We start from the raw sequence: 14871 nt of genomic DNA, 5'->3' as shown, positions 1-14871 counted from the left end.
CGTTTCCCGGGAGAACGAGCCGGATTGCACGGAAAGGTCCGTTGGGAGTGTTAGAAAACATGGCACAAATGGGATAAAGTGGGTAGGCCGCATTTGGCACTTCGTCTAGAATGGTGTTATCTGCCGATAATCGCGGCCAACCATCAATGTGACTTTCTGCTTTAGCCCTTCCGGGCCTGCAGCCGGGCCCAACTGAAACGAGTCTTCACGCATGAGCGATCTTTCCCTCAATACTGCCTCGCGCAATGACCTGCGCAATGTCGCCATTGTGGCGCACGTTGACCATGGCAAGACCACTCTGGTCGATGCCATGCTCAAGCAGACGCACGCTTTCGCCGCACACGGCGACGTTGCCGAGCGCGTCATGGACTCCGGTGACCTGGAGCGCGAAAAGGGCATCACCATCTTGGCGAAGAACACCACTGTCGCCTACAGCGGTCCTTCGGCCAACGGCTTGGAAATGACCATCAACGTCATTGACACCCCCGGCCACGCCGACTTCGGTGGCGAGGTTGAGCGCGGACTGTCCATGGTTGACGGCGTCGTCCTGCTGGTTGACTCCTCTGAAGGCCCGCTGCCGCAGACCCGCTTTGTGCTGCGTAAGGCACTGGCCGCCAAGCTCCCCGTAATCCTGTTGGTCAACAAGACCGACCGCCCCGATGCTCGCATCGATGAAGTTGTTGCCGAGTCCATGGACCTGCTGCTGGGCCTGGCCTCGGACATGGCTGACGAAGTTCCGGATCTGGACCTCGACGCCGTATTGAACGTTCCGGTTGTCTACGCATCCGGCAAGCTGGGCCGCGCCTCACTGACGCAGCCCGACAACGGTGCCGCCCCGGACAGCGAAGACCTGGAGCCGTTGTTCCAGACCATCATTGAGCACATCCCGGCTCCGAAGTACAACCCGGAAGGTGTCCTGCAGGCGCACGTCACCAACCTTGACGCTTCCCCGTTCCTGGGCCGTTTGGCTCTGCTGCGTATCTTCAACGGCACCCTGACCAAAGGCCAGACCGTTGCTTGGGCCCGTGCCGATGGCACCATGAAGTCCGTGAAGATCACCGAACTGCTGGCCACCAAGGCTCTGACCCGTGTTCCCGCAGAATCTGCCGGTCCCGGCGAAATCGTTGCTGTTGCCGGTATCGAAGACATCACCATTGGTGAAACTCTGACCGATCTTGAAAACCCGCAGCCCCTGCCGCTGATCACGGTTGATCCGCCCGCGATCTCCATGACCATTGGTATCAACACCTCCCCGCTTGCCGGCCGTGTCAAGGGCCACAAGGTCACCGCACGCCAGGTCAAGGATCGCTTGGACAAGGAACTGGTCGGTAACGTTTCCTTGAACGTTCTTCCCACCGAGCGTCCCGACGCTTGGGAAGTACAGGGCCGTGGCGAATTGGCTCTGTCCATCCTCGTTGAGCAGATGCGTCGCGAAGGCTTCGAGCTGACCGTGGGCAAGCCGCAGGTTGTCACCAAGCTGGTTGATGGCAAGGTTAATGAGCCGATGGAACACATGACCATCGACGTACCCGAAGAATACTTGGGTGGCGTCACCCAGCTGCTGGCCGCACGCAAGGGCCGCATGGTCAACATGGCCAACCACGGTACCGGCTGGTGCCGCATGGAATTCATCGTTCCGGCCCGTGGCCTGATCGGTTTCCGCACCCGTTTCATGACTGACACCCGCGGTGCAGGTATTGCCGCCTCGCTGGCCGAAGGCTACGAGCCGTGGCACGGTCCGATCGAATACCGCAACAACGGTTCCATCGTGGCTGACCGCTCAGGTGTTGTCACCCCGTTTGCGATGATCAAGCTCCAGGAGCGCATGAACTTCTTCGTGCAGCCCACGTCTGAGGTTTACGAGGGCATGATCGTCGGCGAGAACTCCCGCGCCGATGACATGGACGTAAACATCACGAAGGAAAAGCAGCTCACCAACATGCGTGCAGCTTCCTCGGACACCTTCGAGAACATGACCCCGCCGCGCAACCTGACCCTTGAAGAGTCCCTCGAATTCGCTCGTGAAGATGAGTGCGTTGAGGTTACCCCCGAGGCGATCCGCATCCGCAAGGTCATCTTGAACGCCGGAGACCGTGCCAAGCAGTACCGCGCCCGCGCCAAGGCCTAAGGTCTAGCCGAGAACTAGCCACAAGCTAGCTACTTCCAAGTAACCCGCCCCAGCATTTGCTGGGGCGGGTTTTTTGCCTTCACGGGCAGATTGCTCTGTATTTTAGTTGTCCTGTGTTCTAGGTCTCGATTTTATTACGATGTATCCAGAATGTGGGCTTGTTTACTTGTCGGTAATATATAGCGACTAGGCTCTAGAGGTATGAGTTGAGTCACTGCCCCCGGCCAGACAAGGATCCGGGCTTGCGGGCTCGTTGCTCGAATCCAAAACACACAATAGGAGGCGGAAATGCGTTTGTCGCGTACTTCCCAAGCACTTGGCCTGGCAGTAGTTGTTGCCATGTCCCTGACCGCATGTGGCGGTGGCGCCGGTGAAAACACCAGCTCCAACGGAGCCGGCGATACCACCAAGGTCATCACAGCCAATAACACCGAGCCGCAGAACGGCTTGCTGCCAGCCAACACCAATGAAGTTGGTGGCGGTAAGGTCATGGACCTCATCTTCACCGGCCTAGTGAGCTACGACGCCAAGGGTGCCACGGTCAACGAGATCGCGGATTCCATTGAGACCACGGATTCCCAGAGCTACACCATCAAGATCAAGACCGGCCAGACGTTTAGTGATGGCTCGCCAGTCACTGCGCAGTCGTTTGTTGACGCCTGGAACTTTGGTGCTGCTGCCAAGAACGCACAGCTGAACAGCTACTTCTTCGAGTCCATCAAGGGCTACGACAAGGTCTCCGCTGAGGGTGCCACCGAAGACAAGATGGAAGGCTTGAAGGTTGTTGATGACACCACCTTCACCGTCGAGCTGGCTCAGCCCGAATCTGACTTCCAGCTGCGCCTCGGTTACACGGCGTTCTACCCGCTGCCCGCATCGGCCTACGATGACCCCAAGGCATTCGGCCAGAACCCCATTGGTAACGGCCCGTACAAGTTGGCTGCCGACGGTTGGAAGCACGACGTTTCCATCGAACTCGTCCCCAACGAGAAGTACGAGGGACCCCGCAAGGCCAAGAACGGCGGCGTGACCTTCACGATCTTCAACAACCCGGATTCTGCTTACACGCAGGTTCAGTCGGACGACTTGGACATTCTGGATCAGGTACCGCCGAGCGGCCTGCAGAACTTCAAGACTGACTTTGAGGGCCGCAACGTCAACCAGCCTTACGCTGGTAACGCGACCATGGTGATCCCGTCCTACTTGCCTGAGTTCGAAGGCGAAGCAGGCACCTTGCGTCGCCAGGCTATCTCCATGGCCATTGACCGCCAGCAGATCATCGACAAGATCTTCTACGGCAACAAGAAGATCGCCACGGAATTCACCTCACCCGTCATTGACGGCTACGAGGCCGCTCTGCCCGGCTCTGAGGTTCTGAAGTTCGATGCCGCCAAGGCTAAGGAACTCTGGGCTCAGGCCGACGCCATCAAGCCGTGGCCGAAAGATCAGGTCTTCACCATCACCTCAAATACTGATGGTGCTGGCAACAAGGAATACATCACGGCCATGGCCAACCAGATTGCCACCAACCTGGGTATCAAGGCTGAGCTGAACCCGATCGCAAGCTTCAAGGAAATGCGTGCACTGGTCGGGAAGAAGGAGCTGACCGGTGCCTCACGCGCCGGCTGGCAGGCAGACTACCCGTCGCTGTACAACTTCCTCGGTCCGTTGTATGGCACCGGTGCAGGTTCCAATGATGGCGACTACTCCAACCCCGCTTTCGACGCAAAGTTGAAGGAAGGCTTGGCATCTACCACTGTTGAAGATGGCATCAAGAAGTTCAACGAAGCTCAGGAAATCCTGCTCAAGGACCTGCCGGTTGTACCCCTGTGGTACCAGGCAGTCCAGGGTGTATGGAGCAACAACGTCAACACGGTTGAATTCGGCTGGAACGGCGTACCGCTGTACTACGAAGTAACCGCCAAGTAGGGACATAAGTTCCGGCGTGGAATAACGTGAAGTAGGGGGACCTGGCCTCAAACCGGGTTCCCCTATTTTGGCGTTTCTAATGCTGCTTTCTTTGTTGCACAAATACAATGCGTCTAGGCGACGTCAATACCTCAGGTCCAGACGACCGCTATTGTTACCGCCAAGACAGCTAGTGAACAGGTAATTACATGAATGAGATGTACCTCCGGTTGCAGGGCGTGGTGACACCGTAATGGTCATGTTCACGCTCCGCCGATTTTTACAGTTGATCCCCGTATTCTTCGGGGCAACTCTTCTGGTCTACTTCCTGGTGTTTGCTACCCCAGGTGACCCCATCGCCGCACTTTCCGGCGGCAAGCCCATGGCACCAGCCGTTGAGGCTGCCTTGCGGGCCCAGTACAACCTGGACCAACCCTTCTGGGTTCAGTACGGTTTGTACTTGAAGAACCTAGTCACGATGAACTTGGGCCAGACTTTCTCGGGACAGGAAGTCGCGGCAGTCATTGGCCGTGCCTACCCCGTAACTGCACGCCTAGCCATCATGGCCTTGATCTTTGAAGCTGTGTTTGGTGTTTTGTTTGGTGTCATAGCTGGCCTACGCAAGGGCAAACTATTTGACAGCACCGTCTTGGTCGCTTCGCTCGTCGTGATTGCCATTCCCACCTTCGTTCTCGGCTTCGTGCTGCAGCTGGTGGTAGGTGTCCAGCTCGGTTGGGCCAAGCCCACCGTGAGCGGTGCGGCACCGTGGAATGAATTGGTTCTGCCCGCCATGGTGCTGGGACTTGTTTCCTTGGCCTATGTCATCAGGCTGACCCGTGCATCCATCAGCGAGAACATGAATGCGGATTACGTTCGCACGGCGACAGCCAAGGGCTTGAGCCGGCGACGCGTAGTGGTTGTGCATATTCTGCGTAACTCATTGATTCCCGTGGTGACGTTCCTCGGAGCTGACTTGGGCTCGCTTATGGGCGGAGCCATCGTCACGGAAGGTATTTTCAACGTGCCCGGTGTTGGCAACTTGCTTTACCAGGCCATTTTGAAGGGCGAGAGCGCCACGGTTGTTGCCGTGGTTGGCGTCCTCGTCATTGTGTTCGTTGTGGCCAACCTGGTGGTAGACCTGTTGTACGCCGTGCTTGATCCGAGGATTCGCTATGTCTGAGAACCTGACACCTGAAAATGAACCGAGGACGCCGGCAGCCCCGCGTCTCGGTAAGAAATCAACCCGCGTAATAGAACACTTTGTTGCCCCTTTGGAGGAGACCCCCTTGGCCGCCGTTGACTCGGTGTCTGAAGGCGGAACTCCGCTGAGTTTGTGGGCAGAGGCGTGGCGCAGCTTGCGTAAACAGCCTCTCTTTATAATTTCGGCATTGCTGATCCTGCTCGTCATTGTTGTGGCAATTTTCCCGCAGTGGTTTGCCAGCGTCGATCCCACCAGCTGTACCTTGGATGACTCTGCAGAGGGGGCCCGCGCGGGACATCCCTTGGGCTTCACGCTGCAGGGCTGTGACGTGTATGCGCGCATGATCCATGGCACGCGAGCCTCGCTGACAGTCGGCATTTTCTGCACCATCGGTGTGTTGATCATCGGTGGCATCATGGGTGCCCTTGCCGGTTACTACGGTGGCTGGCTGGATGCCATTTTGGCCCGACTTGGCGATGTGTTCTTTGCCTTGCCGCTGATCCTCGGCGCCATCATCATCAACCAGTTGCCTGCTTTCCGCGACAACAAGAGCGTCTGGACAGTGGTGGTGGCCCTTGTGGCCTTCGGCTGGCCGCAGATTGCCCGTATCACCCGTGGTGCTGTCATTGAGAACCGCAACTCTGACTATGTAACCGCATCAAAGGCTCTGGGCCTGTCCAGGTTTGGCGCACTCGTCAAGCATGTGATCCCCAATTCTCTGGCGCCGATTATTGTGGTTGCGAGTATTTCTCTCGGTACCTTCATCGTTGCCGAAGCAACCCTGTCCTTCTTGGGCTTGGGTCTGCCGCCGGGTGTTATGTCGTGGGGAAATGACATCTCGGCCGCTCAACCACAGGTTCGTAACAACCCTGGCGTATTGCTCTGGCCGGCTGTTGCTCTGTCGGTCACCGTCCTGAGCTTCATCATGCTCGGTGACGCACTGCGCGATGCCCTGGACCCCAAAGCAAGGAAGAGGTGAGAAGCGCATGTCCTTTCCTGACTTGAACAAGTCCGCAAAGCCGGCGGTTCCGGGCGTCAATGATGCTCCGCTACTGGAAATTAAGAACCTGGCCATCACCTTTGATACTCAGGGTGGCCCGGTCAACGCTGTGCGCAATGCGCATCTGACCGTCATGCCTGGCGAGACCGTAGCCATTGTTGGCGAGTCCGGATCGGGTAAGTCCACCACGGCGCTTGCCGCGATTGGCCTGTTGCCCTCCAATGGCCGGGTCAGCGGTGGCCAGATCATTTTCGATGGCGAGGATATTACTCACGCCAGCGAAAAGCGCATCATCGAGTTGCGTGGAAATTCCATTGGCATGGTTCCACAGGACCCCATGTCCAACTTGAACCCGGTGTGGAAAATTGGCTTCCAGGTCAAGGAAACCCTGAAGGCGAACGGTTTGGCAGGGTCCAACTCCAACGAACGCGTTGCCGAGGTGCTCTCCGAAGCCGGACTGCCGGATGCTGCAGCGCGGGCCAAGCAATTCCCGCACGAATTCTCCGGTGGCATGCGTCAGCGCGCGCTGATCGCCATTGGTTTGGCTTGCCGTCCGCGGCTGCTGATCGCCGATGAGCCCACCTCGGCTCTGGATGTCACCGTGCAGGGTCAGATCCTTGATCACCTTGACCGTATGACCACGGAACTGAACACGGCCGTTTTGCTGATCACTCACGATCTCGGCCTAGCTGCCGAGCGGGCTGAAAAGCTCGTGGTGATGTACAAGGGGCAGGTGGTTGAATCGGGTCCCGCACTGGAGATCCTGCGCAACCCTCAGCACCCGTACACGCAGCGTTTGGTGAACTCGGCGCCGTCGCTCGCTTCCAAGCGTTTGCAGTCTGGCAAGGCCAAAGAGGCTTTGGCAGCTGCTGCCGCTGCCGGGACTGTTGAGGTCACGGATCAGGCAGACGTGCTCAAGGTTGAGAAGGTGGAACAGGCAGAACACGTTGCTCAGGTCCAGAAGTCTGCTCACACGGGCGGGATCAAGGCTCAGACACCTGCGGGCCGTGGCGACACCATCCTGGAAATCAAGAACCTGACCAAGGTGTTCAAGCTTCGTGGCGCACTGGGCAAGTCCACTGATTTTAAGGCCGTGGACAATGTCTCCATCAACGTCAAGCGTGGTACCACCATGGCGATTGTGGGGGAGTCGGGTTCCGGCAAGTCCACCGTGGCACAGATGGCGCTGAGCTTGCTGACGCCCACCGAAGGCAGCATCAACTTCGACGGAGTGGATGTGACCAGCCTCAAGGGCAAGGCACTGTTCAACTTCCGCCGCCGCGTGCAGCCCATCTTCCAGGATCCGTACGGTTCCTTGGATCCGATGTTCAACATTTACCGCACCATTGAAGAGCCGCTGAAGATCCACAAGATCGGCGATGCCAAGTCGCGGGAAAAGAAGGTTCGTGAACTGTTGGATCAGGTTTCCATGCCTGCCTCCACCATGCAGCGCTTCCCGAACGAGCTCTCCGGCGGTCAGCGTCAGCGTATCGCTATTGCGCGTGCACTGGCACTGAACCCGGATGTGATCATCTGTGATGAGGCCGTCTCGGCTTTGGACGTTCTGGTGCAGGCACAGGTGCTGAACCTGCTCAACGAACTGCAGGAAGAACTAGGCCTGACCTACCTGTTCATCACCCACGATCTGGCCGTTGTGCGCCAGATCGCCGATGACGTGTCCGTCATGCAGAAGGGCCGTCTCGTGGAGCAAGCCACCACGGACGAGGTCTTTAACAACCCGCAAAAGCGTTACACGCAGGATCTGCTGAGCGCTATTCCGGGAGCCTCGCTCTTGGTGTAGTTTCTGCGTTTCCTTGCTTCTCGGCCGGCGCCTCTGGACCTTGCGTTCATAGGCGCCGGCCTTTTTTGTGGGTTTCGCCGTGGGCAGAGCTAGGTGCGGTCTCTAGGGGGTGCTCTCAGCAGGCAGGTAGATTAGGCACCATGGACTCAACTACTTTGTTGCCCGGCACCGGACCCAAGACCACCATGCTCTTTGTGCATGCCCACCCCGACGACGAAACCATTGTCACCGGGGCCACCATGTCCGCGTCGGCCGCCGCAGGTGCTCGAGTTGTCTTGGTGACCTGCACACGCGGAGAGCTGGGCGAGGTCATTCCGCCAGAGTTGGCCCATCTGGAGGTCAAAGCGGGAGACCTCGCCCTCCCGCGTGCCACTGACCCGGACGACGCCGGACACCTCCCTGAGCAGGAAGCGGCACTTGGCGCCGGGCTGGCTCTGGAACGAGAACGTGAGCTGGCGGCAGCCTTGGCCGCGCTGGGCGTCCATGAGCACATTTGGTTGGGCCAGGGAGTTACCGCGACGGATAGCGGAGACGTGACGTTCCGCGATTCCGGAATGCAGTGGGGTGCTGATGGCCGTGCTGAAGCAGCAGCTACTGTGCTGCCCGGCTCCTTCTCGAGGGCGCCCTTGGAGGGCACCGCAGAGTTGCTGGCACACGCCATCCGCGAGCTGCGCCCGGACATGGTGATCACTTACGCAGCCGACGGCGGCTATGGGCACCCTGACCATGTCCGCACTCACGAGCTCACCATGGCTGCGCTGCGGCTGGCGGCATCGGCAGGCTCAGCCAATGCCGGGCCAGCGCATGCTTCCGTTGTGGTGACTGGCTGGAAGGTCCCGGCTGTCTACACGATCGTCAGTGACCGGCCTGAACGCGCACTCGACGCTGACACCCCGCGGCTGCAAGTTGTGGGAGATTTGGCGGCAAAGAAGGCCGCCATGGAAGCCCACCGGACTCAGATCACCGTGGACGGCGGGCGCTTTGCTCTCTCCGATGACGTGTGGAGGGACATTTCCGCCGTGGAAGAATTCGTGGCGGTTCCTCCCTCCGCTATTTATCCAGCACAGTGACTGGGTCTCAGCCGCCGGAGCCGCAGCCAGCGGGCAAGCTTCGATTCAGCCTTCCCCCTCCACGACGTTGGGCCATCATGGCGGCAGCCGCCGGGGCTGGAATTGGCAGTGGATTGCTGGGGACCTCGCTGCATGGCCACGCGTGGTTCCTCAACAACGGGCAAACCGTCGTCCCCTTCGGCGCGGCCTTAGCGCTGCTGTTGCTGGTATCCGTGGCCTTGTTTGTGGGGCTGTGGAGTAGGAGCGCTTGGATCGTGGTGCTGTGCGGAGCCGCAGCCTACTTGACGGCAGGCGTGCTGTCCCTGCAGCTGGGATCAGTGGGCATCATTACCGGCAATATGCAGGGCAATGTCTGGCTGTACGGCATTGCCGTCGCCACACCGCTCACGGCCTGGCTGGTCAATGTGCTGCTGAAATCACGCAAGTAATATCCGGCCGACTTTGCGCCCGGGCACGGTTACGGCGTAACGATGCGCCACTGCTTGAGCTGCGTGCCATTCAGCCGCAACCGAACGCAGCTTCAGTGTCAGTTCCGGCAACGGCCAGTCAGCAGCCCGAAGCTGCCCTCAGTAGCCTCATCTATCCCTGCACACGCCGCGCTCGGGGTGCCGGCGGCGGGGGAACAGCCTTGGCGAGTTGGATGTCGTCGTACTTTATGGTGACGGGACCGGTGCGGGTGGTGATGGTGCAAGAACCAGAATCGCGGGCACTCAGATCACCAAGAGCGTCGGTGGATCCGCCGTCGATCCGGTAGCGGACCACCATCCGGGTGCCCAGTGGAAGCTGCGCGAGCCGTGTCAGTGCAGTGTTCATTACTTCATACTAGGTCGCGCTAAGGTGCGCAGCTCGCCGGCCTTGGGGGATAATGGGTGCACCGGTGTCGAATTGTGCCGGAGAAGACTTGTGAGGAAGGTTGGGGTTCGTGACGTACGTAATTGCGCAGCCGTGCGTGGATGTCAAGGACAAGGCATGTGTTGAGGAGTGCCCTGTTGACTGTATCTACGAGGGTGAACGCTCGCTCTACATCCACCCCGACGAATGTGTTGACTGTGGTGCCTGTGAACCTGTGTGCCCCGTCGAGGCCATCTACTACGAGGACGACACACCGGATGAGTGGGCCGAGTACTACAAGGCCAACGTTGAGTTCTTTGACGTTTTGGGCTCCCCTGGCGGTGCCGCAAAGATCGGGAACACGCACACGGATCACCCGCTGATTGCCGCACTGCCGCCGCAGAACCAAGACTGAACCAGCGCTCATATTCCCGTCCGCCTAATCCCGGCCCGCACCCTGTGAACAGCAAGGAACCTGTGAATCACAAGCCCTTTGGCCTGCAGCTCGCCGACTACCCGTGGGACGCGCTGGCGCCGTATCTTCAAACGGCCAGCCAGCACCCCGACGGGCTCGTCAACTTGTCCATCGGCACGCCCGTGGACCCCACGCCTGCCCTGATTCGGGAGGCCCTTGCGGCTGCGGCCGATGCGCCGGGATACCCCACAACGCACGGCACCCTGGCCCTGCGCCAGGCCATTGTGGAGTGGTTTGCCCGGCGCCGGAACGTGCCGGGGCTTGCCCCGGCGGACGTCATGCCGACCGTTGGATCGAAGGAATTGGTGGCTTGGCTGCCGTTGTTGCTGGGGCTTGGCGCTGGTGATGTGATTGTCCGGCCTACCGTTGCCTACCCCACCTATGACATGGGCGCCACCTTTGCCGGGGCTACCTCCGTCGCTGCGGATTCCCTTGACGAGCTCGACGCTGAGACCCTCGCCCGGGTGCGGCTGGTCTGGGTTAACTCCCCGGGCAACCCCACCGGAATTGTGCGCGACGCGGATGATCTTGCCGAGCTGGTCCGGGCGGCGCGGGAGATTGGCGCCGTCGTGGCTTCCGATGAATGCTATGGCGAGTTGGGCTGGGGACAATGGGACGTGGAAAACGGTGGAGAAGCCGTGCCGAGTGTCCTGGACCCGCGGGTCTCAGGTGGTTCGAATGAGAATTTGTTGGCCATTTACTCGTTGAGCAAACAGTCGAACGTTGCTGGTTACCGGGCTGCTTTCGTGGCTGGCGATGGCGCCATCATGGCCAATCTGATCAACAGCCGCAAACATGCGGGCATGATCGTGCCATACCCGGTCCAAGAAGCCATGCGGGTTGCCCTCGCGGATGAGACCCATGTGCAGGAGCAGAAAGCGCTCTACCGCCGCCGTCGTGAACAGCTCGTGGGGGCGCTGGAAGCCTTCGGGCTGACCATCCACCATTCAGAGGCCGGACTGTACCTGTGGTGCACTGCCGGTGAAGACACCTGGACCACCATTGGCAGGCTCGCCGAACGTGGCATTGTGGCTGGACCTGGCACCTTTTATGGGGAAGCCGGCCACGGTTTTATCCGGGTTGCACTGACAGGCAGCGATGAACGCATAGCGGCCGCCGTGCGTCGATTGAGCGCAAAATAGCCCAGTTTTCTCACATATTCCACACAAAATGCCCTCTGGATTAGTGTTGAAGGCACATGAAGCGGTAGTTTCGTAGGTAGCCGTCCAGGCCGCTGCATGCTTGTGTTGCCAAGACTTATTGGGGATTTTTGCGGTCCGGTATGCGAGTGCATCGCGGGCTGAGAAGTTTTTAGATCCATTGAAAGCCTTTTTTGAAGGCAACCTCATGAAGGGGACTCCATGTCTGATTCTACAGGCGCATCGCTGCGCTATGACGGCGGAGAGCTTGATCTTCCGCTCCTCGAAGCTGTTGAAGGCAACGACGGGTATGACGTTTCCAAGCTCCTGAAGACCACCGGCAACGTCGCTTACGACCCCGGCTTCGTCAACACCGCCGCCACCTCCTCGGCGATCACCTACATTGACGGTGAGGCAGGCATCCTGCGTTACCGCGGATACCCCATCGAAGAACTGGCCGAGCACTCCAGCTTCCTAGAAGTTTCATACTTGCTCATCTACGGCAACCTGCCCACCCCGGCAGAGCTGGACGCCTTCGATCAGCGCATCCGCCGCCACACCATGCTGCACGAAGACCTCAAGGGCTTCTTCGGCGGCTTCCCGCGCGATGCCCACCCCATGCCGGTGTTGTCCTCCGCTGTCTCGGCCCTGTCCACGTTCTACCAGGACTCCCTGGACCCGTTCGACGACGAGCAGGTTGAGATGGCCACCATCCGCCTGATGGCCAAGATGCCCGTCATCGCCGCCTACGCGTACAAGAAGTCGATCGGTCAGCCCATGCTGTACCCGGACAACTCCATGAACCTGGTGGAAAACTACCTGCGCCTGAGCTTCGGCCTGCCGGCCGAGCCCTACGAGATGGACCCGGTAGTGGTCAAGGCACTTGACTTGCTGCTGATACTGCACGCAGATCACGAGCAGAACTGCTCCACCTCCACGGTGCGCCTGGTTGGTAGCGCCAACGCCAACATGTTCGCATCGGTTTCTGCCGGCATCAATGCACTCTTCGGCCCGCTGCATGGCGGCGCCAACGAGGCAGTGCTGAACATGCTCCGCCAGATCCAGGACAGCGGCGAGCCGGTCGAGAAGTTCGTGGAGCGCGTCAAGAACAAGGAAGACGGCGTGAAGCTCATGGGCTTCGGGCACCGCGTCTACAAGAACTACGATCCGCGCGCCAAGATCGTCAAGGCCACCGCCCACGAAATCCTGGAAAAGCTGGGCGGCAACGACGAACTCCTCGACATCGCCATGCGTCTGGAAGAAGTTGCGTTGACGGATGAATACTTCATCTCCCGCAAGCTGTACCCGAACGTGGACTTCTACACCGGCCTGATCTACAAGGCCATGGGCTTCCCTGAAAAGATGTTCACGGTCCTGTTCGCCATCGGCCGCCTGCCGGGCTGGATTGCCCAGTGGCGCGAAATGATGAAGGACCCCGAAACCAAGATTGGCCGCCCGCGCCAGCTGTACACAGGCGAACCGGAGCGCATGTACCCCTCGCGCTAACAGCGCGCCCGGTGGTCGAGCCCCGGTGGTCAAGCTGGTCGAGACCCTCGCTGGTCGAAACCTGACTCCGCCCGGACCAAGTACGACGGCGGCGGGAGACTTTCCCTTGGGAGAGTCGCCCGCCGCTTTTCTTATGTGAGCCCCTTTTGCTAGCCCTTTCGATAGACCTAGGACGAGAATAAAATTATGAAAATGTCAACGCTGTTGCTGCACACCTTTTCCATGGCGTTCCCTATTGTTGTTGTGGTCCTTGGCATCTTGGTCCTAGTGGGCAAGACAGTTTTCCTGCCCTTCTTTATTGTTTCGCTGGTCATCATGATTGTGTTGCTGGTGCTGCTGTACATGGACAGGAAAAAGTCCACCGCAGCGGGCAAATAATCTCACGCTGCGCCGTGCCGCGGGCATTCGTGAGACATCTGTGCTAAAAAAGATGTGTGCCGAAAATTGTGAATGCGGATGACCGCCGAGAACTTGTTGCTGATGCCGTATTTCGGGTAATTCGGGAGCGTGGTTTGACACAAGCATCGCTACGTAACGTGGCGGCTGAGGCCGGTCTTGCCCTAGGTTCGGTGCGGCACTATTTTGACGATCAGGCCGAGCTGATGGAGTTCGCCTTCCGGGTCAACTCCGAGCGGATCCACCTGCGGGCACTGGACAAACTCGAAGTACTTGAAGATGAGGATCTGCCCACCGAGGCCGAGGCCTTGTTGGAGAAGTGCGCAGTGGTTCTGGAAGAGCTGCTGCCGCTCGATGGATCACGCAGCGCCGATGCCGTGGTGCACATGGAATTCATGCTTGACGCCCGCACCAATCAAACTCTGGTCGATGCCGCACAGGACGACTACCGGGCTACCGGAGCAGTAGTGGGCAGGGTGGTGCTGCAGTTGATGGAAAGCCCGCTGGCGGCGCCCGGGCTGGTTCCCGTGGATGAAGCAGAACGCCTCATCGGCTTACTGGACGGGCTGAGCCTGCGGATGGTGCTGCAGCCTGCCTGGGCCGCACCAGAGCAGGGTCAGGCCACACTGCGCCGCCACCTGCGGGCCCTCCTCGCCAGCTGAGGTCTCGAGCCGGCTAGGTGCTCGACCGGATTATTCTCGAGACAGTGCCGCGCTGGTGCGCTTGAGAGTAATCTTGGGAGTGGGAATGGTGGGCCATCAAAATGGCCGCACCATCAATGCGGCAGGTGGAGGAACAAACCATGCATCACACCGGTGGCCCAGGGTGGAGGATCACGATGGATACCTACACCCCCATGCTCATGGCACTGTATTTCCGCGATGTGGCGGGGTTATCGGGTGCCGGAAATCCCGCACTGTCCCAAGTAGCCCCGACTGTGAGGGCGGCCGACCATTCAATGCTGGTGGCTGGCGTGGGCGGAACAGGTGCATTGCGGGACCAATGGGAGTTTTGGTGGAGCCAGCTGCTACATTCTTACCCCAGCAATGAACCAAATCTCAGCCCTCCGGACTTCCCCGAGCTGGCTGGTATGCCAGCACTGCAACGGGTGGCACACGCCCACTTTGGTGCCGCCGTGAGCTGGTCCCATGAGCAGAAACAGGTGTATTCCAGCATGGCCGCGCAGCGCGAGACTATGGGTGGACACAAGATCCTGGCGGATCTGGTGCAGAACCGAGAAATGGAGCTGGGCCGCAGTGCCCGGGATTTCACCTTGACCATTGTGGAGGTTCCCCTTGCTGAGCCAAGGGCGTGGTTCATTGAACCCAACAGGTTGATCATGAGCTCCCATCTGCTCGATGATCAGGTAAACTTCCGCAGCTATGTTCAGCCTGTTGTGGAACTACTGGTCTAGCC

The 14871-nt window shown here is 59.4% G+C and carries 14 protein-coding genes; 13 read left to right on the top strand and 1 reads right to left on the bottom strand.

The window, feature by feature from the left end; genetic code table 11:
- Positions 1-211: 211 nt before the first annotated feature.
- The 7 genes from typA to AB0P14_RS16405 all read left to right on the top strand — a co-directional run bounded on the left by typA (position 212) and on the right by AB0P14_RS16405 (position 9536).
- A complete protein-coding gene (typA, locus tag AB0P14_RS16435; RefSeq protein WP_363844684.1) occupies positions 212-2128 on the top strand; it encodes a translational GTPase TypA in 1917 nt (638 codons plus the stop codon).
- A gap of 288 nt (positions 2129-2416) precedes the next feature.
- Positions 2417-4057 carry an ABC transporter substrate-binding protein gene (locus AB0P14_RS16430; protein WP_363844681.1) on the top strand — a complete coding sequence of 547 codons (1641 nt, stop codon included), beginning with the start codon at positions 2417-2419 and terminating at the stop codon, positions 4055-4057.
- A gap of 232 nt (positions 4058-4289) precedes the next feature.
- The gene (locus AB0P14_RS16425) at positions 4290-5216 is read left to right on the top strand and encodes an ABC transporter permease (RefSeq protein WP_363844678.1); all 927 of its coding nucleotides are present in this window, start codon (positions 4290-4292) and stop codon (positions 5214-5216) included.
- On the top strand, positions 5209-6216 hold the full coding sequence (locus AB0P14_RS16420) for an ABC transporter permease (RefSeq protein ID WP_363844675.1): 1008 nt from the start codon (positions 5209-5211) through the stop codon (positions 6214-6216). Before AB0P14_RS16425 ends, AB0P14_RS16420 begins: the two co-directional genes overlap by 8 nt.
- Before the next feature lie 7 nt (positions 6217-6223).
- The gene (locus AB0P14_RS16415; protein WP_363844672.1) at positions 6224-8038 is read left to right on the top strand and encodes an ABC transporter ATP-binding protein; all 1815 of its coding nucleotides are present in this window, start codon (positions 6224-6226) and stop codon (positions 8036-8038) included.
- Between the two features lie 140 nt (positions 8039-8178).
- Positions 8179-9108 carry a PIG-L family deacetylase gene (locus tag AB0P14_RS16410; protein WP_363844670.1) on the top strand — a complete coding sequence of 310 codons (930 nt, stop codon included), beginning with the start codon at positions 8179-8181 and terminating at the stop codon, positions 9106-9108.
- A gap of 77 nt (positions 9109-9185) precedes the next feature.
- On the top strand, positions 9186-9536 hold the full coding sequence (locus AB0P14_RS16405; protein ID WP_363844667.1) for a hypothetical protein: 351 nt from the start codon (positions 9186-9188) through the stop codon (positions 9534-9536).
- 151 nt (positions 9537-9687) lie between these two features.
- Here AB0P14_RS16405 and AB0P14_RS16400 read toward each other — a convergent pair whose 3' ends face one another.
- Positions 9688-9921, bottom strand: coding sequence for a hypothetical protein (locus AB0P14_RS16400; protein ID WP_363844664.1), 234 nt, complete (start codon positions 9919-9921; stop codon positions 9688-9690).
- 109 nt (positions 9922-10030) lie between these two features.
- On the opposite strand from AB0P14_RS16400, the gene fdxA reads away from it, so the two are divergent.
- The 6 genes from fdxA (at position 10031) to AB0P14_RS16370 (ending at position 14869) form a co-directional block, all read left to right on the top strand.
- Positions 10031-10354, top strand: coding sequence for a ferredoxin (gene fdxA, locus AB0P14_RS16395; RefSeq protein WP_203313656.1), 324 nt, complete (start codon positions 10031-10033; stop codon positions 10352-10354).
- 62 nt (positions 10355-10416) lie between these two features.
- Positions 10417-11556 (top strand): succinyldiaminopimelate transaminase, encoded by a 1140-nt coding sequence (dapC, locus tag AB0P14_RS16390; RefSeq protein ID WP_363844661.1) that lies wholly within the window; start codon positions 10417-10419, stop codon positions 11554-11556.
- 219 nt (positions 11557-11775) lie between these two features.
- Complete coding sequence (locus tag AB0P14_RS16385) at positions 11776-13059, top strand: citrate synthase (protein WP_363844658.1); 1284 nt, start codon at positions 11776-11778, stop codon at positions 13057-13059.
- A 192-nt stretch (positions 13060-13251) separates the two neighbouring features.
- Positions 13252-13437, top strand: coding sequence for a hypothetical protein (locus tag AB0P14_RS16380; RefSeq protein ID WP_363844655.1), 186 nt, complete (start codon positions 13252-13254; stop codon positions 13435-13437).
- Between the two features lie 56 nt (positions 13438-13493).
- Positions 13494-14117 (top strand): TetR family transcriptional regulator C-terminal domain-containing protein, encoded by a 624-nt coding sequence (locus AB0P14_RS16375; RefSeq protein WP_363844652.1) that lies wholly within the window; start codon positions 13494-13496, stop codon positions 14115-14117.
- Positions 14118-14257: 140 nt separating this feature from the next.
- On the top strand, positions 14258-14869 hold the full coding sequence (locus tag AB0P14_RS16370; protein ID WP_363844793.1) for a hypothetical protein: 612 nt from the start codon (positions 14258-14260) through the stop codon (positions 14867-14869).
- Positions 14870-14871 lie beyond the last annotated feature (2 nt).

This window comes from Specibacter sp. NPDC078709 (assembly GCF_040686795.1).
Classification (GTDB): Bacteria; Actinomycetota; Actinomycetes; order Actinomycetales; family Micrococcaceae; genus Specibacter.
Note: the sequence above shows the minus strand (reverse complement) of the source record. Positions and strands in the feature narration are given on the sequence as shown.